Source organism: Phenylobacterium sp. (assembly GCF_041913825.1).
GTDB lineage: Bacteria > Pseudomonadota > Alphaproteobacteria > Caulobacterales > Caulobacteraceae > Phenylobacterium.
The window spans coordinates 47315-66373 of sequence record NZ_JAYSEO010000012.1 but is presented as its reverse complement, the minus strand read 5'-3'; the positions used below and the strand labels follow the sequence as shown (position 1 = coordinate 66373).

Here is a 19059-nt window from a genome sequence, read left to right as displayed (position 1 = left end):
ATGACCAAGCACATCGCCAAGGTCGTCGGGTTCCAGATCCTGGCGGCCCTGCTGGTGCTCGTCGGCGTGCTGCAGGTGCTCGACCTGCTCGACGTCACGACGGACATCGTCGAGCGCCAGCTCGGGGCCGGCGGCGTCGCCTACTACAGCCTGCTGCGGCTGCCGCGCCTGGTGGAGCAGTCGGCGCCGCTTGCGGTCCTGGCCGGCGCCCTGTTCGGCTTCACCCGCCTCGCCCGCAACAGCGAGGTCACGGCGATGCGGGCGGCCGGCATGTCGGGGTACCGGGTCACGGCCATGGCGCTGCCGCTGGCCGGGGCGATGATGCTCGCCCAACTCCTGATGAGCACGCTCGTGGCGCCGGCGACCGACCGCACCCTGGCGACGTGGTGGCAGGACACCGCTCCCGCGGCCGATCGGCAGGCGGCCGAGCCGCGGACCTTCCGCGTGGGGACCGACATCGTCATCGCCACCCCCTCCCCAAGCGGCGCCGAGCGCCTGGACGACATCACCATCTACCGCCGGACGGCGGACGGGCAGCTCATCCAGACGATCCATGCCGCCAACGCCGTGCACCGCGACGGCGCCTGGGTGCTGGACGCGCCGCAGGTGCGCACCGTGGCGCCGGGCGAGGTGCAGACGGCCACCGCCCGGCAGATGCTCTGGCGCAGCGAGCTCGCGCCGTCGGACGTGCAGGCCCTGTTCTCCGGCGCCCAGCTCAGCCCCGGCGTGGCGGTGGCGGCGCTCGAGGGCACCGGCTCTGTGCGGCCGCGCAGCTACTACGAGACCCAGCTCCAGCGCTTCCTGGCCGATCCGCTCGGCTGCGTGGTCATGCTGCTGCTGGCCGTGCCGGTGGCGCTCGCCAACTTCCGCAGCGGCCGGGGCGGGGTGACCCTGGTCGTCTGCCTCGCGGCCGGGCTGCTGTTCCTGGTCGTGGATGGGGTGTTCACGGCGATCGGCGAGAGCGGCCTGGCCCCCGCCTGGTTCGCCGCCTGGGCGGCGCCGGTGCTGTTCGCGGCCGGCGCGATGACGGCGCTGCTCAACCTGGAGGGATGATGGACGCTCGGGGGGGCATCGCCATCGTCCCGGTCACCACGCCGGACGAGCTGGACCGGTTCGTTCGCCTGCCCATGCGGCTGAACCGGCACGACCCGAACTACATCGCTCCGCTGCTGATGGAGCGGCGGGAGGCCCTCTCCCCCAAGACCAACCCGTTCTTCGCCCACGCAGAGGTTCAGCTCTGGCTCGCCGTGCGCGACGGCCGCGACGTGGGCCGGATCAGCGCCCAGATCGACGCCCTGATGCCGCAGGCCATGGGCCGCGCCGGCCACTTCGGCATGATCGCGGCTGAGGACGACCCCGCGGTCTTCGCCGCCCTGTTCGCCGCCGCGGAAGGCTGGCTGCGGGACCGGGGCCGCGACCGGGCGCTCGGGCCGTTCAACCTGTCCATCAACGAGGAGGTCGGCCTGCTCGTGGACGGGCACGACACCCCGCCGATGGTGATGATGGGCCACGACCCGGCGTATGTGGGCGGCCGGATCGAGGCGCTGGGCTACGCCAAGGCCCGCGACGTCTACGCCTACCTGGCCGACACCACGCACGACCTGCCCGACCGGATCCTGAACCGCATCCGCCGTGGGCCGCCGGAGGGCGTGGTGGTGCGCGAACTGGACATGTCCCGTTACGAGGAGGAGGTCCGCGACCTCACCCAGATCCTCAACGACGCCTGGGCCGACAACTGGGGCTTCACGCCCACGACCGAGGCCGAAACCGCCCAGCTCGCCAAGGCGCTGAAGCCGGTGATCGACAGGCGGCTGACCTGGTTCGCCGAGATCGACGGCGAGCCGGCCGGCTTCATCGTCTTCCTGCCCAACGTGAACGAGGCGATTCGCGACCTCGACGGCAAGCTGCTGCCGTTCGGCTGGGCCAAGCTGCTGTGGCGTCTGAAGGTGAAGGGGCTGAAGACCGCGCGGGTGCCGCTGATGGGCGTGCGTCGGAAGTTCGCCGCCACGGCGCGCGGCACGCTGCTGCCCTTCCTGCTCATGGACGCCGGGGCCAGCGCGGCCCGGCGGCTGGGCTACCAGCGCGCCGAGCTGTCGTGGATCCTGGAGGACAACCGGGCCATGAACCACATCCTCCAGGCGGCCGGCGCCGAGGTCTACAAGACCTACCGCATCTACGAGAAGGCGTTGGGGTGAGCGCCTTCAACGCGCTCGTCCTGGCGGGATCCCGCGGCGGCGCGGATCCGGTGGCCGAGGCCGCCGGCGTGCCGCACAAGGCGCTTATCATCCTCCAGGGCCGCACCATGCTGGCGCGCGTGGTCGAGGCGCTGCGCGCCGCGGGCGCCGAGCGGATCGCGGTGTCTGCCAACGACCCGCACGTGCGGGTGGCGGCGGAGGCGCTGGGCGCCGAGGTGCTGGAGGCGGCCGGGGGCCCGAGCCTCAGCGTCGAACAGGGCGCGAAGGCAATGGGTTTCCCGCTGCTGGTGACCACCTCGGACCATGCCCTGCTGGAACCCGACTGGGTGCGGCGCTTCCTGGCGGACGCGCCCGCCGACGCCGACATCTGCGCCCTGCTCGCCCGCCGCGAGGTGGTGGAGGCGGCCGCGCCGGCGACCCGGCGGACCTACCTGAAGCTGGCGGACGGCTGGTGGTCCGGCTGCAACCTCTTCTGGCTGCGCGCGCCCGACGCGCTGCGGGCCATCGACTTCTGGAAGCGGTTGGAAGCCGAGCGCAAGCGGCCGTGGCGGATGGCGGCGATCCTCGGCCCGGGGATCCTGCTGTCCTTCCTGCTGCGTCGCCTGACGCTGACGGCGGCCGTCGCGCGGCTCGGCCGGATCGCCCGGGTGCGGGCCGCGGCGGTCGCCTCGCCGTTCGGCCTGGCGGCGGTTGATGTCGACAAGCCCGCGGACCTGGCGCTGGTCCGCGGCGTGCTGGGCGAGGTCTAGTCCGCGCGCGCGACCCAGCCGGCGGTGAGCGCGAGGTTCGATTCGTAGTCGGCCGGGAAGTCCATCTCCCCCCACTCCAGCCCCTCGATCGACTGGACGGTGACCGCGCCGCTCTCGCGGGCGATCTCGTCGATGGCGCTGAGGTACCAGCGCTTCAGCCCGCCGGGCGAGCGGATCACCGCGTCGATGGCGGCCACGAAGCGGGCGCCGCCGGCCGGCGAGAAGCGCAGGAAGCCGATCGACTCGGCGTTGTACTCGGTGATGACCTTGCCGATGGACTTCAGCCGCCCGCCCTCCTCCAGCACCTTCATATCGTCGGCGTCGTAGGCGTCCTTCCGGTCGACGGTGACGGTGATCTCCGCCGGCGGCGCGGCCACCAGGCGCTGGGCGATCGCCGGCTCGAAGAGGGTGTCGCCGTTCAGCAGCAAGAGGTCGCGGTCGAACAGCGCCTTGGCCATCCAGCAGGAGGCCAGGTTGTCGGCCACGTCGAAGAACGGGTTGAACAGGGTCGCGACCTCAAGGCCCGGGAGGTCCAGCCCGGCGATCTCGGCGTCCACCGCCTCGGCCTTGAAGCCGGTGACGACGGTGATCTCCTGGACGCCCGCGGCCTGCAGGCCCTCGAGCTGCCAGCGCAGCAGGGTCTTGCCCGACAGCTCGATCAGGCACTTGGGGCGCGAGGTGGTCAGCGGCAGCAGCCGCTTGCCCTGTCCGGCGCTGAGGATGATGGCGCGAGTCACGGAAGACATGGCGCTCTCCCTCGCAGAAGTTCCCCGTGGCGGGAAGGCCCGGCGCAGGCTGCGGGGCGCATCCGGCAGAGGTTGTCGCAGGCGCCGGTTCTCGTCGTCCGCCCCGGGCCGGCCCGCACATCGGGTTCGATGATCGCCATTCTGTCAAAAATGGCCGGATCCCGGCGGGAACGCTCCCATGGCCGGCCAATCCGTGGCAGCGGCGCCACAGCGGAATCCAACCCGACGCCGGAGGCGACGCGTCGTTTGTGCGCGCGCGAGCGACCCCTTAGACGCCGCGCACTTTGAGCTGGCGCTGGCGACTCTCCTCGCCGGCGGCTCGGGAGGATCTAGATGAGAATCAACAAGCTTCTTCGCAGCGCGGCCCTGGCGCCCGTGCTGTTCGCGGCCGGCGTTTCGGCGGCCCACGCGCAGGAAGAGACGACCGCCGGCGACCGCGCCGTCGAGGAAATCGTCGTCACCGCGCAAAAGCGTGAGCAGAGCCTGCAGGACGTGCCGATCGTGGTGACCTCGGTCTCCGGCGAGCTGATGCGCGACGCCGGCGTCCGCGACATCCGCGAACTGACCGTGCTGACCCCGGGTCTGACGGTCACCTCCACCTCGAACGAGACCTACGTGACCGCCCGCGTCCGCGGCGTCGGCACCGTGGGCGACAACCCGGGCCTGGAGTCCTCGGTCGGCATCGTCATCGACGGCGTTTATCGTCCGCGGAACGGCGTCAGCTTCGGCGACCTGGGCGAAGTGACCCGCATCGAGGTGCTGAAGGGCCCGCAAGGCACCCTGTTCGGCAAGAACACCTCGGCCGGCGTCATCAACATCATCACCGCCGGCCCGACCCGCGAGCTGACCGCCGAGTCGGAAGCGACCGTCGGCAACCACGGCCAGTTCGGCTTCACCGGCGCCCTCAGCGGCCCGCTGACCGACACCCTGTCCGGCCGGATCTTCGCCGCGGCGCGCGCCCGCGACGGCTATCAGGACATCGTCACCGGCCAGGGCCCGCGCGGCTCGCACGACGACAACAACCAGAACTTCTACACCCTGCGCGGCCAACTGCTGTGGGAGCCGACCTCGGACCTCAACGTCCGGATCATCGGCGACTACACCAAGCGCGACGAGGACTGCTGCGTCGGCACCCAACTGTTCGTCGGCCAGGCCGCCAACAGCCGCGGCAACTTCGTCAACCAGGTGCGCCCGGGCTCGCTCGATCTGACGAGCACGCCGTTCGACCGCGTGGGCTACGCCAACCGCTCGACCGCCCAGCGCGTCGAGGACATGGGCCTGTCGGCGGAAGCCAACTGGGACATCACCCCCGACATCACGCTGACCTCGGTCACCGCCGTGCGTGACTGGCGCGCCGAGACCGGCCAGGACGCCGACTTCACCTCGGCCGACCTGGTCTACCGCCCGGCGGACGGCTCGAACTACATCGAGTTCACCCAGTTCTCGCAGGAGCTGCGCCTGGCCGGCCAGGCGGTGGACAACCGCCTGAACTGGCTGGTCGGCGGCTTCTTCGCCAAGGAAGACCTGAACAGCCGGGCGGTCCTGCGCTTCGGCGCGGACTACTACCCCTACTTCGCGAGCCGCGTGCTCGGCGGCGCTCCGGCCCTGATCGGCCTGACGCCGGCGGCCATCTGGCAGCCGGGCACGGGCAGCGACGACCGCTACAACCAGGACGGCAAGACCTTCGCCCTGTTCACCAACAACTCGTTCGCGATCACCGACGCGCTCGAGCTGACGGTGGGCGTGCGCTGGACCCGCGACGAGAAGCAACTGGTCACCGACTACAACACGACCGGCGCCTCCTGCGACCAGGGCGAGGCGGCGTTCGGCGCGCTGGCCGGCGCGGTGGGCGCGGCCCAGGCCACGACCATCGTCGGCGGCCTCTGCCTGAACGGCCAGAACAACGACTTCGACGACCTCGGCCTCTCCATCCAGGAGCGGACCGAAGAGGAGTGGTCGGGCACGGCGAAGCTGTCGTACCGCTGGTCGCCGGACATCATGACCTACGCGTCCTACTCGCGCGGCTACAAGGCGGGCGGCTTCAACCTCGACCGCGAGCAGCAGATCGTCGTGGCCGGCGGCCGGCCCAACTTCACGGCCGACCCGGACACCTCGTTCAAGGGCGAGTTCGTCGACTCCTACGAGATCGGCGCCAAGACGAGCTGGTTCGGCAACAGCCTGCTGCTGAACGCCGCGGCCTTCTACCAGGAGTTCAAGGACTTCCAGCTCAACACCTTCGTGGGCACCGCCTTCGTGGTGGAGACCATCCCCGAGGTGGTCTCGCGCGGCGTGGACCTGGACTTCATCTACGTCCCGCAGATCGAGGGCCTGACCTTCCAGGGCGGCGTGACCTACGCCGAGACCGAGATCCAGCCGTTCACGGCCTCGGACCTGATCAACCCGACGCGCTTCAACAGCCTGCGCCGCCTGCCGGGCGCGCAACTGTCGTTCGCGCCGCGCTGGTCGGGCTCGCTGGCGGGCACCTACGAGCGTGACGTGTTCGATGGCCTGAAGCTGAAGACCAACGTCTCCGCCAAGTACACCTCGCGGTACAACACCGGCTCCGACCTGCACCCCTCCAAGGAGCAGGACGCCATGGTGCTGGTGAACGCGCGCGTGGGTCTGGGCGCTCAGGACGAAGCGTGGACCGTCGAGCTGTGGGCCAACAACCTGTTCGACAAGGACTACCTGCAGGTCGGCTTCAACGGCCCCTATCAGGTGGACGAGAACAACGACGCCGTCAGCGTCTACAACGCGTTCCTCGGCGCCCCGCGCACCGTCGGCGCGACGCTGCGCTTCAAGTACTAGTCTCCGGGCTTCAGGAGACTTGGGAGCGGCCCGGAGCGATCCGGGCCGTTTTCTTTTGGGCGATCGCCTGAAGGAGCGCCGGGTCGCGGCCGTAGGGGTCCGGACGCTTCACGACCTTGCCGTCCGGCGCGGGCGAGAGGGTGAAGTAGGTGATGTAGACGGGCACAGGCTCGGCGAGGTCCACGCGCGCCTCGGTCCCCTCGCCGGCCGCCGCCCCCTGCAGCAGCCAGTCGGCCAGCCGGTGGGCGTCCTCCAGCCGCACGCAGCCGTTGCTGACCAGCCGCAGGTCGCGGGCGAAGGCGGCCCGGTCCGGCGTGTCGTGCAGGTAGATTCCCAGCTTGTTGGGCAGCATCAGCTTGACCCCGCCCATCAGGTTCCAGGGCGAGGGCCGCATCCGCAGGCGCGCCTTGACCTGGCCGTTGCGGACCGCTTGCCAGTCCACGCTGCCGGTGGGGACCACATGGGCCTCCGGCGTCCAACCGGACAGCACCTCGATCCCGAGCGCGTCCAGCGCGGCGGGGCCGCTGCGCAGCGCCTGCGGGGCGTAGGTGTACCGGGCCAGGTCCACCGGGATGTTCCAGTAGGGATTGTAGACCGCGTAGCGGATGAGGCCGGCCATCTGGGGAGTCTCGGCCGTCTTCTTCCCGATGACGACCGACATGGTGTCGTGCAGCCGCCCGTCCTCGAAGGCCCACAGGCGGCCCGCGGGGGCGTCCACCAGGATGAAGCGACGGCCGAGGTCGCGCGGCAGGGCGCGGGCGCGCTCGAGGTTGGCGCGCAGCAGGGCTTCCTGCGTAGGGTCGGGCTCGGCGACGCGGCGCTGTTGGGCGAGCGCGGCGCGGAGATGCTCGTAGATCGGGTTCGACCGGCGCACTTCGGCGAGGTGGGCCGCAAGGGCAGGCGCGGCGGCCGCGGCGTCAAGCGCCTGGCGCTTCGAGGGCGGGGCGAGACCCAGGCGCGGATCGCTCCAGGCCAGCCGGGCCGCCTCGAGGGGCGTCCTCAGGTCGACGGCGTAGCGGGCGTAGGCGCGCGAGAGGGCCAGTTCCGCCTCCGCGAGGGCGGCGGGATCTCCCCGCTCCGCGGAGGCGAGCCGGACCGCCAGCGCGTCGGGCGCGTAGCGGGCGGGGTCCAGGCCGTCATCCGCGGCCGAGCGCACCAGCGCGAGCACGCTGCGCGCCTCGGGGCGCAGGCCGTCGCCCGTGCTCCACAGGGGACGGTGGCCGCGCGCGCGGTAGAAGGCGGCGAGATCGGCGTCGTCGGCTGGCAGGCGCACGACCGCGTCCGCCAGCCGCTCCGTCACCGGCGCGTCGCGGACCTGAACGGCCTTCGCCCGCGCGGCCTGGGCGACCGGCGGTCCGAAGGTGGCTGCGGCGGCGAAGCAACTGGCCAGGAAAACGATCCCGACCAGCCGCTCCAGGCTCCGCTGGGACGCGGGGCCCTCGGTCTTCTGCCTCAGCCGCGTTCCCCGGCCATCATGGTGTCGGTCCCTTGGGCCGCAGCGTCGGAGCTGTAGTCGCCGGCGCCGGTGGCGCCAGTGTCACCGCCCGTGGCGCCGCTGGTCGACCCCACGTCCGAGCCGCTCGCGCCCGCGGCGCTGCCGGAGCCCATCGTCGAGCCGCCGGTGGCGCCCATGCTCGAGCCGCTCGTGGAGCCCATGTTCGAGCCGCCGGTGGCGCCGGTCTGGCCCATGCTCGAGCTGCCGGTCGCGCCGGTGGCGCCGGTGCTTCCGCCCGCCCCGCCCGAGGTCTGCGCGACGGCGACGGTTCCCAGAAGCAGCGCGGAGGCGGCGCCCAGGACAGCGATCTTCCTGTTCATTGTTGGTCTCCCTGGCCGAGAAGTGCTTGGTGAAGCGGTAGGGGAACCACGGTCGGCTATCGACGTTCCGCCGGCCCACAAATGGCAAGCGGGTTGCGCCCCGGGAAGGCGCCGCTCGGTTAGACCGGCTTCAGCGGCTCGTGCGGACCATCGGGCAGGTCGATCACGACGGCGTCCCCGCCCCTCACCTCGCCGCCGGCCAGCACGACGGCCATGACGCCCGCCTTGCGCACGAGCCTTCCGTCGCGATCCTCCAGGCAGGCCTGCATCAGGCCGGCCTGCAGCCGCTCGAGCTGAATGCAGGGGTTGCGCAGGCCGGTGACCTCGACCACCGCCTCGCTCCCGAGCCGAAGGCGCGCGCCCCGCGGCAGGCCCAGCAGGTCGACCCCGCGGGTGGTGACGTTCTCGCCGAGGTAGCCCGGCGCGACTCCGAAGCCCTTGGCGTTCAGCTCGTCCAGCAGCTCCTCGTGGATCAGGTGCACCTGGCGAAGGTTCGGCAGGCCCGGGTTGAATCGGGCCCGGCTGCGGTGCTTCACGCGTGCGCCGCAGTGGGCGTCGCCTTCCACGCCCTGCCCCTCGATCAGGCGGACGAGCAACTGATTCTTCTTGTCGGGGCCGTGGCTTCGCTTGGCGCTGACCGCCACGACCACACCGCTCAACCGAGCCGCTCCGCGTGCCACGCGAGGTGGTCCGCCATGAACGTCGAGATGAAGTAATAGCTGTGGTCGTAGCCCGGCTGCAGGCGCAGGGTCAGCGGGATGCCGGCGTCCCGGCAGGCGGCCTCCAGAAGCTCGGGGCGGAGCTGGTCCTGCAGGAAGCTGTCGGCCTCGCCCTGGTCGACGAGTAGCTCGGGGACCCGGGCGCCGTCCTCGATCAGCGCCGTGGCGTCGTAGCGGCGCCAGGCCTGCCGGTCGGGGCCGAGGTAGCCACCGAGCGCCTTCTCGCCCCACGCGCAGCGCATGGGCGAGCAGATCGGCGCAAAGGCCGAGACGCTCGTCCAGCGGCCGGGGTTCTTGAGCGCGAGCGTCAGTGCGCCGTGGCCGCCCATGGAGTGGCCGGTCAGTCCCTGCCGGGCCATGTCCGCGGGGAAGTTCGCCGCGATCACCTCCGGCAGTTCGGAGACGACGTAGCTCTCCATTCGGAAGTGCCGGGCCCAAGGATCCTCCGTGGCGTCGACGTAGAAGCCGGCGCCCTGGCCGAAGTCGTAGGCGGGGTCGTCGGGCACGCCCTCGCCGCGCGGGCTGGTGTCCGGCGCGACGAAGATCAAGCCAAGCTCGGCGCAGGCCCGTCGGAATTCACCCTTCTCGGTGACGTTGGCGTGGGTGCAGGTCAGGCCCGAGAGGTACCAGACAACCGGGCGCGGACCCTCCGAGGCCTGCGGCGGGACGAAGACGCTGAAGACCATCGGCGTGCCGGTCTCGCGGCTCTGATGCCGGTAGACGCCCTGGACGCCGCCGAAGGCCTTCGTCGTGGAGACGGTCTCGAGGCTCAATAGACCACCACGCTGCGGATGCTCTCGCCGGCATGCATCAGGTCGAAGGCCTTGTTGATCTCGTCCAGGCTGAGCTTGTGGGTGATCATCGGATCGATCTCGATCTTCCCGTCCATGTACCAGTCGACGATCTTGGGCGTGTCGGTGCGGCCGCGCGCACCGCCGAAGGCCGTGCCTTTCCAGACCCGGCCGGTGACCAGCTGGAACGGCCGGGTGGCGATCTCCTTCCCCGCCTCGGCCACGCCGATGATGATGCTCTCGCCCCAGCCGCGGTGGCAGGCCTCCAGCGCCTGGCGCATGACCTCGGTGTTGCCCGTGGCGTCGAAGGTATAGTCGGCGCCGCCGTCGGTGAGCGCCACCAGGTGCTGGACGAGGTCGCCCGACACCTGCTTCGGGTTCACGAAGTCGGTCATGCCGAACCGGCGGCCCCACTCCTCGCGATCCGGGTTGATGTCGACACCGACGATCTGACTCGCCCCGACCATCTTCAGGCCCTGGATGACGTTGAGGCCGATGCCGCCCAGGCCGAAGACGATGCAGCGCGCGCCCGGCTCCACATGGGCGGTGTTGACCACCGCGCCGACGCCGGTGGTGACGCCGCAGCCCACGTAGCAGGCGGTCTCGAAGGGGGCGTCCTTGCGGATCCTGGCGACCGCGATCTCCGGCAGGACGGTGTAGTTCGAGAATGTGGAGCAGCCCATGTAGTGGTAGATGGTCTGGCCCTTGTACGAGAACCGGCTGGTCCCGTCGGGCATCAGGCCCTTGCCCTGGGTCGCGCGGATCGCGGTGCACAGGTTGGTCTTGCGCGACAGGCAGCTTTTGCACTGCCGGCATTCGGGCGTGTAGAGCGGGATGACGTGGTCGCCGGGCTGGACGCTGGTGACGCCCGGGCCGACCTCGACCACCACGCCCGCGCCCTCGTGCCCCAGGATCGAGGGGAAGATCCCTTCCGAGTCGAAGCCGTCGAGGGTGTAGGCGTCGGTGTGGCAGACCCCCGTCGCCTTGATCTCGACCATCACCTCGCCGGCCCTGGGGCCTTCCAGGTCCAGTTCCACGATCTCCAGCGGCTTCTTGGCTTCGAACGCCACGGCGGCGCGGGTCTTCATGGGAGGCGTCTCCTCGGATCAGGTGGCGGGAGGAATTCCAGATGCGGGCCGGAAAGGGAAGGCCCCGTGCGCTCGCCGGAACGTGATTTGCCGCCCCCTTACGGGAGCGCGCAACGCGGCGGGCAGGTGGGCGTTAGGGGCTACATGCAGCCCGGCCCCGAACTCACCGCCGACGAACGGCACGTCCTGATGCAGGCGCTCGAGGCGCCGCTTATCGACAAGGACCCGGTGGTGCTGGGCATCTGTCTCAGGCTCTGCGGCCGCCGGCTGCTCCAGCGGGCCGGCACCACGGCGGTGATGAACGGCTGGCGCGGCTCGCCGCACGCCTTCGTCCTGACCCGGGAGGGCTGGGCGATGGTGAAGGCGCACCGGCGCTACTGGCCGATGCGGCGTGCCGGCTAAGCATTTGTGAAAGCTAATATTTCAGCCGATCACATTTTCGGAACCGAGCTCCTCTCCCGCGGTTCGTGATGCCGGGCGGCCATCGCGGCCGCACCGGACCTGAGGGAGACCTGATCCAATGAAACTCCGCACCCTGGGCGCTGCCGCGCTCATGACCAGCGCCGCGCTCGCTCTCACCGCCTGCGGCGGCGGCGGCGGCAACGAAGGCGGCGCTACGACCGACGCCACCGCCGCGGCGGGTGGCACGGGAACCACAGGCGACGCCGGCATGGCCGCGACCGGCACGGCCACCGACACCACGGGCGCCGGTGCGATGACCACCGATCCGAACGCCGCCACCAGCTCGGGCGCGGCCGGCGCGGGCATGAACTCCGGCTCGATGGGCGCCACCTCCGGCGGCGCCATGGGCGGCACCGGCACGACCGGCACGACGGGCGGGACCGGCGCCACGGGCGGTACCACCGGCGGCACGGGCACGACCGGCGGCACGACCGGTGGCACGGGCACGACGGGCGGCAGCACCACGCCGTAAGCCTTCTCGGCGACGCAGAGACGCGGGTCCGGCGCGGCCGGGCCCGCGTTTTGCTGTGCGCTTCAGTCCTCGGCCAGGGAAAGCGGCGGGGCGACGCTCTCCAGCGGCTTCTTCTCGGCGCGGACCCCCAGCACGAGGGTGGTCGCCGCGGCGACGAGCATGAGCACGCCGCCCAGGAGATAGCCGAGCAGGATCTGGCTCCGCTCGCCGGTGTCGATCAGCAGGCCGAACAGCCACGGGCCGGCGACGCCGCCCAGCAGGGTGCCGATGGCGTAGAACAGCGAGATGGTCAGGGCGCGCAGCTCCAGGGGGAAGAGCTCGCCCACCGTCAGATAGGCGGCGCTCGCGCCCGCCGAGGCGAAGAAGAAGATCACCGTCCAGGCCAGGGTCTGGGTCTCGGCGGTGAGCGCCCCTTGCGCGAACAGCCAGCCGGTCAGGCAGAGCAGCGCGCCGGCCAGGCCGTAGGTGGCGGCGATCATCGGCTTGCGGCCGATGCTGTCGAACAAGCGCCCGAGCAGCAGCGGGCCCGTGAAGTTGCCCAGCGCGAACGGCAGCATGAACCAGCCGATGTTCTGCGGCGGGATGTCGTAGAACCGGGTCAGGATCAGGGCGTAGGTGAAGAAGATCGCGTTGTAGCAGAAGGCCTGCGTGGCCATGAGCACCAGGCCGAGGATCGTGCGCCTGGGATAGGTGCGGAAGAGCGCGACGCCCAGCTCGCGCCAGGTGGTGCGCTCGCGGTGGACCAGCCGGATGGTCGGGTGCGGGGCGAAGATCGGCGGCATGGCCGTGTAGCGCTCCACCCGTTGCTCGATCTCGCGCACCACGCGCTCGGCCTCATCGGCACGGCCGTGGGTCATCAGCCAGCGCGGGCTCTCGGGGATGTAGCGACGGATCCAGATGACGATCAGCGCCAGGCAGCCGCCGATCACGAAGGCGAGCCGCCAGCCGAGATCCTGGTCGACGATCGCGGGATCGAGGACGACCAACGACCCCATGGCGCCGAGGGCGGCGCCGACCCAGAAGCTCCCGTTGATGGCCAGGTCGGTGTAGCCCCGCCGCCGGGCCGGGATCAGCTCCTGGATTGCCGAATTGACCGCCCCGTACTCGCCGCCGATCCCCGCGCCGGTGAGGAAGCGGAACAGCAGGAAGGACCAGAAGTCCCAGGAGAAGCCGGTGGCGACGGTCGCCAGCATGTAGACCAGCACCGTGACGGTGAAGAGCCGCTTGCGGCCGAAGGCGTCGGTGAGCCGGCCGAAGACCAGGGCGCCCACGACCGCGCCCAGGATGTAGGCGCTGCCGGCCAGTCCGATCTGCTCGGCGCTGAGGCGCAGGCCGTCTGGCCCGGCGATCGCGGGCGACAGCGAGCCGACGAGGGTGACCTCGAGGCCGTCGAGGATCCAGGTGATCCCGAGCGCCGCCACCACCAGCCAGTGGAAACGGCTCCAGGGCAGACGGTCGAGCCTGGCGGGCACGTCGGTCGTGAAGACCTGCCGATCGGCGTGCATCCCCTCCCCTTGTTCTCGTTGGCGTGCGGCCACAACGCACGAAGGCGAAGCTTGGGTCCCGCGCGCGGCCGTTGTATGCGCCGGCCATGCGGACCGAAGATATCCTGGTGGACGCCCGCGGGCACCGCTGTCCGGTGCCGACCCTTCGCCTGCGCCGCGCGCTGGAGCAGGCGCCGGCGGGCGCGCGGGTGCGCCTGCTGGCCGACGACCCGCTGGCGCGGATCGACGTGCCGCACTTCGCCCGCGAGGCCGGCTACGAGCTGGCCGAGCGCGGCGAGGACGCGGGCGCGCTCAGCTTCCTGGTGGTGAAGGGCTAGCGCATCCGGCCGGCGTGGGTGTCGATGGCCACCTCGACCTCCGTCGCCAGCGCGCCGCCGAAGAAGACCGCGTTCACGTTCCACGACAGCCAGATCAGGAAGATCACCACGGTGGCGACCGAGCCGTAGGTGGCGCCCAGGTGGGCGATCTGCTCGACATAGATGCCGAGCCCCCAGGACGCGAAGATGCAGAGCGCCGCGGCCGCCGCCCCGCCGAGCAGCGAGGCGCGCCAATCCACCGGCCGGCGCGACATGGCCCAGCGATAGATCAGGGTCATGCCAAGCGTCATGCCGAGGCTCGCCCAGGTCCACTCGCTGTAGAGCCAGGGCACGCCGCGCAGCGGCCGCAGTTCGAAGCTCTCGCCCAGGATCCGGAAGCCGAAGAACACCGCCGACAAGATCCCGAGCGCCACGAAGGTGGCGACCAGCACGGCCAGGGCGAGCAGGTTGAAGCCCACGAACCCCCGCGGCTCGTCCTCGTCGTGGATGAACGACAGCCCGGCGAGCAGCGCCTTGAAGCCGCGGTGCGCGGCGTAGCCGCCGATCAGCAGGGCGACGCCGCTCTGGAACGACACCGTCTCCATGGGGGCGTGCGACAGGCGCATGAGCTCGGACTGGAAGATCATCCGGGCCGCCGCCGGCATCAGCTTGGCCACCGCGGCGCCCTGCTGGGCGGCCTGCGCCGGGTCGGAGAGCAGGCTGTAGAGGCCCATGCCGATCGCCAGCGCCGGGAAGATCGCGAGCATGACGAAGAAGGAGGCGCCGCCCGTGTAGAGCATCACGTCACGGCCCCACAGCCGCGCCAACGCCTTTCCGAGGGTGAGCAGGCCGACCCGCAGCCAGTGGACCGGATCCCAGTCGGCGTCTCGCGGACGGCTTGCGGGCTGGCGGGGAGACATCCGGGCGGAGGCTGGCGAAGCGGCGAGAGTCTGGCAAGCGCCCATATGGAAACGGCGCGCCACCTGTTCAGGGGTGGCGCGCCGCCGATGGGCGTGTCGTTCCATCAGGCCGGGCGCCGCTTCGAGGGACGGGAGAGCGCGACACCCAACCTGGGATCGGTTCTATGGCCCGGCGGCTGAACCCAACCTGAATGGAGCTTTCAGGAAACCCGCGTGTCGGCGATGGCGCCTGCATCGGCGAGCCGGTCGATCTCCGGGCCGGTGAAGCCCCAGTCCAGCAACGCCTGCCGATCGTGCGCGCCGACGGCCGGCGGTGGTCCCTGGATCTTGCCGGGCGTCGCCGAGAACCGCGGCGCCGGCGCGGGTTGCGTGACGCCCGCCAGCTCGACGAAGGTCTCGCGGGCGACGTTGTGGGGATGCTTCGGCGCCTCGTCCAGATCCAGGACCGGGGCGAAGCAGACGTCGGTGCCGCCCATTATCTCGGTCCACTCGTCCCGGGTCCTGGTGGCGATCACCGCAGCGAGCTTGTCGTGCAGCGCCGGCCAGGCGCGACGGTCCATCTGCGCCTGGAAGTCGGGATCGCTGATCCCGGTCTTCTCCAGCAGGAGCGCGTAAAACTGCGGCTCGATGGAGCCGATGGAGACCCACTTGCCGTCGGCGCACTGGTAGGTGTCGTAGAAGTGGGCGCCGCCGTCGAGCATGTTGGCCCTGCGCTCGTCCTGCCACATGCCCGACGCCTTGAAGCCGTAGAACATGGCCATCAGCGAGGCGGCGCCGTCGCTCATGGCGCAGTCCACCACCTGGCCCTTGCCCGTCGCACGGGCGTGGACGATGCCCGCCAGCAGGCCGAAGGCGAGATAGAGCGCACCGCCGCCGAAGTCGCCCACCAGGTTGAGCGGCGGGACCGGCTTGTCCTTGGTGCCGATGGCGTGGAGCGCGCCGGTGATGGCGATGTAGTTCATGTCGTGGCCGGCGGCCTGGGCGTAGGGCCCCGTCTGGCCCCAGCCGGTCATGCGGCCGTAGACCAGCTTCGGGTTGCGGGCGAGCGCCACGTCGGGCCCGAGGCCCAGGCGCTCCATCACGCCCGGCCGGAAGCCCTCGATGATTCCGTCGGCCTGCTCCATCAGCTTCAGGCAGGTCTCGACCGCCGCCGGGGTCTTGAGGTCGAGGGCGACGGAGCGGCGTCCGCGGGCGGTGATATCCGACGGCGCGCCGCCGCGGCCGCCTTTGCGGTCGATGCGGACGACGTCGGCGCCCAGGTCGCTGAGCAGCATGCCGCAGAACGGTCCCGGGCCGATGCCCGCGAACTCGACGATCTTCACACCGGAAAGCGGCCCCTGGCCCATGCGTCTCACTCCCTTTGGCGCGGAATCTAGCGGCGATGACCCTTGGTCAGCCAAGGGCTCAGCCGCCGCCGGGCAGGGACTGGCCATCGTCCACCGTGACCACGCTGCCGGTGATCGCCCGGGCCGCCGGACCCACCAGCATCAGGAAGGCGGCGTCCAGGTCGGAGGCGTCCATCAGCCGGCGGCGCGGAAAGCCCCTGAGCTGCTTCTGCCCGCCTTCCGTCGGCCACCAGTCGGCGTTGATGTCGGTCTCGATGTAGCCGGGGCACAGCGCATTCACCGCGATGCCGCGGCGCGCCCATTCGCGCGCCAGGCTCTTCGTCAGCATGGCCACGGCGGCCTTGGAGCCGCAGTAGGCCGAGAGTCCCGGCAGGACGGTGTGGCTGGCGATCGATGCGATGTTCACGATCCGGGCCTCGCCACGCTCCGCGACGCCGGAGGCGATCATCCGCCGCGCCGCGGCCTGGGCGGCGAAGAAGGTCCCGCGAACGTTGACGGCGAAGGTGTTGTCGAAGGCTTCGACCGAGAGATCCAGGGCGAGGCCCTCGCCGCCCACGCCGGCGTTGTTGACCAGGACGCCGATGGGGCCCAGCGCGGCCTCCGCCTCTTGGAAAACGGGCGCGATGGCGGCCGCGTCGGCCACGTCGAGCCGCAGGGCCAGCGCGCGGCCGCCGGCGGCGTTCAGCTCCTCGGCAAGCGCCTGCACCTTCTCGAGGCGACGGGCGGTGAGCGCCACCGCCGCCCCTTCCCGCGCCAGCAGACGGGCGAAGTGCTCGCCCAGCCCACCCGACGCGCCGGTCACCACGGCCACCTGTCCCGCAAGACTTCCCGACATCTGCTTCCCTCCGCGACCCGTCGCCGCTGTCACAACCCACAGGCGCGGGGCTATTCTCCCTATTCGCCCGGCCGCGATTCCGTGCTTAGCACGCAGCCGGGCTACGTCAGGGAATGGGGGATATGGCGGCAGGCGTCCAGGCGCGGGTCCTGATCGTTGCGCGCGACGACGTGCTGGCCGGCCCCCTCGCGGACGGGCTGGACCGGCTCGGCTGGCGCACGGTGACGGCGCGCGGCCCCTATTCCGCGGTGGCGAGTCTCACCGACCTGCAGATCGAGGCGGCGATCATCGACCTGCGCGGCGGCGAGGAGTTCGTCGCCCTGGCCCACCGGCTGCAGGCCGCCTGCGCGCCGCGCAAGCTGCCCGTGGTGGCCATCGGCGAGCCGGATCCGACCTTGGCGGCGCACGGCTTCGACCTCACCCTGGCCGCGCCGCTGCATCCGGCCCAGGCGGCCATGCGGCTGGAGACCCTGGTCCGGGTGGCGGTCTCGGAGGAGGAGTTCGATCTCCGGCAGGAGACCTTCGCCGAGCGCGGCCGTCCGCTGGAGCTGCCCGAGGTCGACACCAGCCCGTTCCGGGTGCTCGCCATCGGCGAGCCGGCGCCGCAGTTCCTGGCGCTCTCCAACGCGCTGAAGCGCAACGGGGCCGATGTGGTCGGCGCCTTCACAGCCTACACGGCCTTCGACTACCTGCACGAGCGAGCCTTCGACGCGGTGGTGCTGTGGGCGGGAGAGAACCCGCAGGAGGCGATGTCGATCGCCGCGGGCCTGCGCCGGAACACGCGGCTCTACCATACGCCGGCCCTGCTCTACATGCAGCGCGAAGCGCCGGTGACCATCGCCGAGGCCTACCATCGCGGCCTCTCCGACGTGGCCTCGCCCGAGACGCCGGAGAGCGAGACGGCCAAGCGGGTGGTCGAGCTGGCGCGCAGCTATCGCCGCGGCGTGGCCGTGCGCCAGGCGCTGGAGCAGGCGCGCAGCTCGGGCCTGATGGACGCCGCCACCGGCCTCTTCACCCGCGACCTGTTCGCCGCCCACCTGGCGCGACTGGCCCAGGCGTCGCGCCTGCGCAACCGGCCGCTCAGCGTCTGCGTCCTGAAGGTCGCCGAGAAGGCCGAGGTCACCGCGGCCCGGGCCGGCGGATGGCTCGACCGGGCTGTGCCGCAGATCGGCTCCATGATCGGCCGGCTGGTGCGGGTGGAGGATACCGCCGCGCGCCTAGCGCCCGAGGTCTTCGCCCTCGCCCTCCCCGCGTCGGGCCATGCCGCCGCCCGCGCCGCCGGCGAGCGGATCAGCGCGGTGATCGGCTGCACCGCCTTCGAGGCCGGCGACGGCAAGCCGCCGTTCGTGGTCGATTTCGACATCGGGGTGGCGGAGGTCGGCGCGCCCGAGACCGTGGGCCGCGCCCTCGAGGAGGCCGCTTCCCGCGCCCAGGGCCGCAAGGCCGGCTGATGCAGACGCCGGTGCTCGGCCTGCCGCTCTGGATGGTGCTGTTCGCCGCCGCGCTGCTGAGCCTACTCGTGGCGATGAGCGCCCGCGCGCGGCCGCTGCGGCCCGGGCGTCTGTGGATGGGCCCGGCGCTCGTTCTCGGCGCGACGCTGCTGGCGATCGCGCCGGAAGGGCCGCCACGGCCGCTGCTCGTGGCGATCTACGCTCTGTCGCTGGCGGTCGGCGCCGCGCTCGGCTGGTGGATCGCGTCGCACACGCAGATCCGGGCCGGCGCGGCGGGGACGCTGATCAGCCAGCTCTCCCCGTTCGGCCTGATGGCGGTGCTGGCCCTGGTGGCCGCCCGGATCGGGCTTCGCGAGGTGCTGGCGGAGAACGCCGCGGCCCTGCAAGTGAGCACGACGGAGGTGGCCGACGCCTTCCTGCTGATGGCTGTGGGCCTGGTCAGCGCGCGAGGCGTCGAGATGTGGCTGCGCGGCCGCAGGCTGCTGCGCCGCGCGGCCTAGGGCTTGCGGCCCATCGATTCGCCGAAGCGTTGCATGGACTCGCCGACCTGGGCGAGTTCGTCGCCGCAGCGCGTGCTCTCCTTGACGAAGGCCTCGTCCGTCATGGCGTCCGCGACCTCCTTCAGCCGCTTCTCCACCTGCACCCCGGGGGCCGCCGACAGCCGGCCGTAGTAGTAGAACGCCAGCATCAGGCCGGCCTGCTGCTCCTCCTTCCGCTCGGAGGTGGCCAGGGCGAAGCCGACCAGGGCGCACTTCAGGTCGCCGGTGGTGGCGGGGGTTTCCTGGGCCCGCGCCGGAGCGCCGGCGGCGAGCGCCACGAGCAAGGCCGCGGTGGCGGCCGAACATCTGAACACGGATAAAC

Annotated in this window: 20 protein-coding genes; 9 read left to right on the top strand and 11 right to left on the bottom strand. The window is 71.5% G+C overall.

Going from position 1 to position 19059, the window contains the following annotated elements:
• From ACE3Q8_RS12000 to ACE3Q8_RS11990, 3 genes are read left to right on the top strand one after another with little or no spacing between them, the layout of a single operon-like run.
• Entirely contained in the window at positions 1-1053 is a 1053-nt protein-coding gene (locus tag ACE3Q8_RS12000) for an LptF/LptG family permease (protein WP_374470612.1), read from the top strand.
• Positions 1053-2195, top strand: a complete 1143-nt coding sequence (locus ACE3Q8_RS11995; protein WP_374470502.1) for a dATP pyrophosphohydrolase — start codon at positions 1053-1055, stop codon at positions 2193-2195. Before ACE3Q8_RS12000 ends, ACE3Q8_RS11995 begins: the two co-directional genes overlap by 1 nt.
• Positions 2192-2944: an NTP transferase domain-containing protein gene (locus tag ACE3Q8_RS11990; protein WP_374470501.1), complete on the top strand. Its 753-nt coding sequence runs from the start codon at positions 2192-2194 to the stop codon at positions 2942-2944. Before ACE3Q8_RS11995 ends, ACE3Q8_RS11990 begins: the two co-directional genes overlap by 4 nt.
• On the opposite strand, the gene ACE3Q8_RS11985 is transcribed toward ACE3Q8_RS11990, so the two are convergent.
• Positions 2941-3690, bottom strand: a complete 750-nt coding sequence (locus tag ACE3Q8_RS11985; RefSeq protein WP_374470500.1) for an NTP transferase domain-containing protein — start codon at positions 3688-3690, stop codon at positions 2941-2943. The two genes, ACE3Q8_RS11990 and ACE3Q8_RS11985, sit on opposite strands and share 4 nt — an antisense overlap.
• Positions 3691-4023: 333 nt before the next feature.
• Between ACE3Q8_RS11985 and ACE3Q8_RS11980 the strand changes: the two genes are divergently transcribed.
• Positions 4024-6498, top strand: coding sequence for a TonB-dependent receptor (locus ACE3Q8_RS11980; RefSeq protein ID WP_374470499.1), 2475 nt, complete (start codon positions 4024-4026; stop codon positions 6496-6498).
• 10 nt (positions 6499-6508) lie between these two features.
• Here the strand turns inward: ACE3Q8_RS11980 and ACE3Q8_RS11975 are convergent, their stop codons facing one another.
• The 5 genes from ACE3Q8_RS11975 to ACE3Q8_RS11955 all read right to left on the bottom strand — a co-directional run bounded on the left by ACE3Q8_RS11975 (position 6509) and on the right by ACE3Q8_RS11955 (position 10911).
• Positions 6509-7771, bottom strand: a complete 1263-nt coding sequence (locus ACE3Q8_RS11975) for a L,D-transpeptidase family protein (RefSeq protein WP_374470498.1) — start codon at positions 7769-7771, stop codon at positions 6509-6511.
• Positions 7772-7950: 179 nt separating this feature from the next.
• Positions 7951-8313, bottom strand: a complete 363-nt coding sequence (locus ACE3Q8_RS11970) for a hypothetical protein (RefSeq protein WP_374470497.1) — start codon at positions 8311-8313, stop codon at positions 7951-7953.
• A 119-nt stretch (positions 8314-8432) separates the two neighbouring features.
• A complete protein-coding gene (locus ACE3Q8_RS11965) occupies positions 8433-8963 on the bottom strand; it encodes an MOSC domain-containing protein (RefSeq protein WP_374470611.1) in 531 nt (176 codons plus the stop codon).
• 5 nt (positions 8964-8968) lie between these two features.
• A complete protein-coding gene (gene fghA, locus ACE3Q8_RS11960) occupies positions 8969-9805 on the bottom strand; it encodes an S-formylglutathione hydrolase (RefSeq protein WP_374470496.1) in 837 nt (278 codons plus the stop codon).
• Complete coding sequence (locus ACE3Q8_RS11955; RefSeq protein ID WP_374470495.1) at positions 9802-10911, bottom strand: S-(hydroxymethyl)glutathione dehydrogenase/class III alcohol dehydrogenase; 1110 nt, start codon at positions 10909-10911, stop codon at positions 9802-9804. The genes fghA and ACE3Q8_RS11955 overlap by 4 nt, the downstream gene beginning before the upstream one ends.
• Positions 10912-11055: 144 nt before the next feature.
• Between ACE3Q8_RS11955 and ACE3Q8_RS11950 the strand changes: the two genes are divergently transcribed.
• Positions 11056-11313, top strand: a complete 258-nt coding sequence (locus ACE3Q8_RS11950) for a hypothetical protein (protein ID WP_374470494.1) — start codon at positions 11056-11058, stop codon at positions 11311-11313.
• Between the two features lie 118 nt (positions 11314-11431).
• The gene (locus ACE3Q8_RS11945) at positions 11432-11845 is read left to right on the top strand and encodes a hypothetical protein (protein ID WP_374470493.1); all 414 of its coding nucleotides are present in this window, start codon (positions 11432-11434) and stop codon (positions 11843-11845) included.
• 62 nt (positions 11846-11907) lie between these two features.
• Here the strand turns inward: ACE3Q8_RS11945 and ACE3Q8_RS11940 are convergent, their stop codons facing one another.
• Entirely contained in the window at positions 11908-13350 is a 1443-nt protein-coding gene (locus ACE3Q8_RS11940; RefSeq protein ID WP_374470492.1) for an MFS transporter, read from the bottom strand.
• A gap of 86 nt (positions 13351-13436) precedes the next feature.
• Between ACE3Q8_RS11940 and ACE3Q8_RS11935 the strand changes: the two genes are divergently transcribed.
• Entirely contained in the window at positions 13437-13667 is a 231-nt protein-coding gene (locus ACE3Q8_RS11935) for a sulfurtransferase TusA family protein (protein WP_374470491.1), read from the top strand.
• On the opposite strand, the gene ACE3Q8_RS11930 is transcribed toward ACE3Q8_RS11935, so the two are convergent.
• The 3 genes from ACE3Q8_RS11930 to ACE3Q8_RS11920 form a co-directional block, all read right to left on the bottom strand.
• Complete coding sequence (locus ACE3Q8_RS11930; protein ID WP_374470490.1) at positions 13664-14566, bottom strand: YihY/virulence factor BrkB family protein; 903 nt, start codon at positions 14564-14566, stop codon at positions 13664-13666. The genes ACE3Q8_RS11935 and ACE3Q8_RS11930 overlap by 4 nt on opposite strands.
• Positions 14567-14766: 200 nt before the next feature.
• Entirely contained in the window at positions 14767-15912 is a 1146-nt protein-coding gene (locus ACE3Q8_RS11925) for a CaiB/BaiF CoA transferase family protein (RefSeq protein ID WP_374470489.1), read from the bottom strand.
• Between the two features lie 58 nt (positions 15913-15970).
• Positions 15971-16747, bottom strand: a complete 777-nt coding sequence (locus ACE3Q8_RS11920; protein WP_374470488.1) for an SDR family NAD(P)-dependent oxidoreductase — start codon at positions 16745-16747, stop codon at positions 15971-15973.
• Positions 16748-16869: 122 nt separating this feature from the next.
• On the opposite strand from ACE3Q8_RS11920, the gene ACE3Q8_RS11915 reads away from it, so the two are divergent.
• Positions 16870-18198, top strand: a complete 1329-nt coding sequence (locus ACE3Q8_RS11915; RefSeq protein WP_374470487.1) for a diguanylate cyclase domain-containing protein — start codon at positions 16870-16872, stop codon at positions 18196-18198.
• On the top strand, positions 18198-18698 hold the full coding sequence (locus ACE3Q8_RS11910; RefSeq protein ID WP_374470486.1) for a hypothetical protein: 501 nt from the start codon (positions 18198-18200) through the stop codon (positions 18696-18698). Before ACE3Q8_RS11915 ends, ACE3Q8_RS11910 begins: the two co-directional genes overlap by 1 nt.
• On the opposite strand, the gene ACE3Q8_RS11905 is transcribed toward ACE3Q8_RS11910, so the two are convergent.
• Positions 18695-19051: a hypothetical protein gene (locus tag ACE3Q8_RS11905; protein WP_374470485.1), complete on the bottom strand. Its 357-nt coding sequence runs from the start codon at positions 19049-19051 to the stop codon at positions 18695-18697. The genes ACE3Q8_RS11910 and ACE3Q8_RS11905 overlap by 4 nt on opposite strands.
• Between the last annotated feature and the right edge of the window lie 8 nt (positions 19052-19059).

Coding starts and splice junctions, on each gene's coding strand:
- ACE3Q8_RS11945 (WP_374470493.1), top strand. CDS start 11,432: ATGAAACTCCGCACCCTGGGCGCTGCCGCGCTCATGACCAGCGCCGCG.
- ACE3Q8_RS11910 (WP_374470486.1), top strand. CDS start 18,198: ATGCAGACGCCGGTGCTCGGCCTGCCGCTCTGGATGGTGCTGTTCGCC.
- ACE3Q8_RS11980 (WP_374470499.1), top strand. CDS start 4,024: ATGAGAATCAACAAGCTTCTTCGCAGCGCGGCCCTGGCGCCCGTGCTG.
- ACE3Q8_RS11995 (WP_374470502.1), top strand. CDS start 1,053: ATGGACGCTCGGGGGGGCATCGCCATCGTCCCGGTCACCACGCCGGAC.
- ACE3Q8_RS11950 (WP_374470494.1), top strand. CDS start 11,056: ATGCAGCCCGGCCCCGAACTCACCGCCGACGAACGGCACGTCCTGATG.
- ACE3Q8_RS11920 (WP_374470488.1), bottom strand. CDS start 16,747: ATGTCGGGAAGTCTTGCGGGACAGGTGGCCGTGGTGACCGGCGCGTCG.
- ACE3Q8_RS11935 (WP_374470491.1), top strand. CDS start 13,437: ATGCGGACCGAAGATATCCTGGTGGACGCCCGCGGGCACCGCTGTCCG.
- ACE3Q8_RS11930 (WP_374470490.1), bottom strand. CDS start 14,566: ATGTCTCCCCGCCAGCCCGCAAGCCGTCCGCGAGACGCCGACTGGGAT.
- ACE3Q8_RS11955 (WP_374470495.1), bottom strand. CDS start 10,911: ATGAAGACCCGCGCCGCCGTGGCGTTCGAAGCCAAGAAGCCGCTGGAG.
- ACE3Q8_RS12000 (WP_374470612.1), top strand. CDS start 1: ATGACCAAGCACATCGCCAAGGTCGTCGGGTTCCAGATCCTGGCGGCC.
- ACE3Q8_RS11985 (WP_374470500.1), bottom strand. CDS start 3,690: ATGTCTTCCGTGACTCGCGCCATCATCCTCAGCGCCGGACAGGGCAAG.
- ACE3Q8_RS11925 (WP_374470489.1), bottom strand. CDS start 15,912: ATGGGCCAGGGGCCGCTTTCCGGTGTGAAGATCGTCGAGTTCGCGGGC.
- ACE3Q8_RS11915 (WP_374470487.1), top strand. CDS start 16,870: ATGGCGGCAGGCGTCCAGGCGCGGGTCCTGATCGTTGCGCGCGACGAC.
- ACE3Q8_RS11970 (WP_374470497.1), bottom strand. CDS start 8,313: ATGAACAGGAAGATCGCTGTCCTGGGCGCCGCCTCCGCGCTGCTTCTG.
- ACE3Q8_RS11940 (WP_374470492.1), bottom strand. CDS start 13,350: ATGCACGCCGATCGGCAGGTCTTCACGACCGACGTGCCCGCCAGGCTC.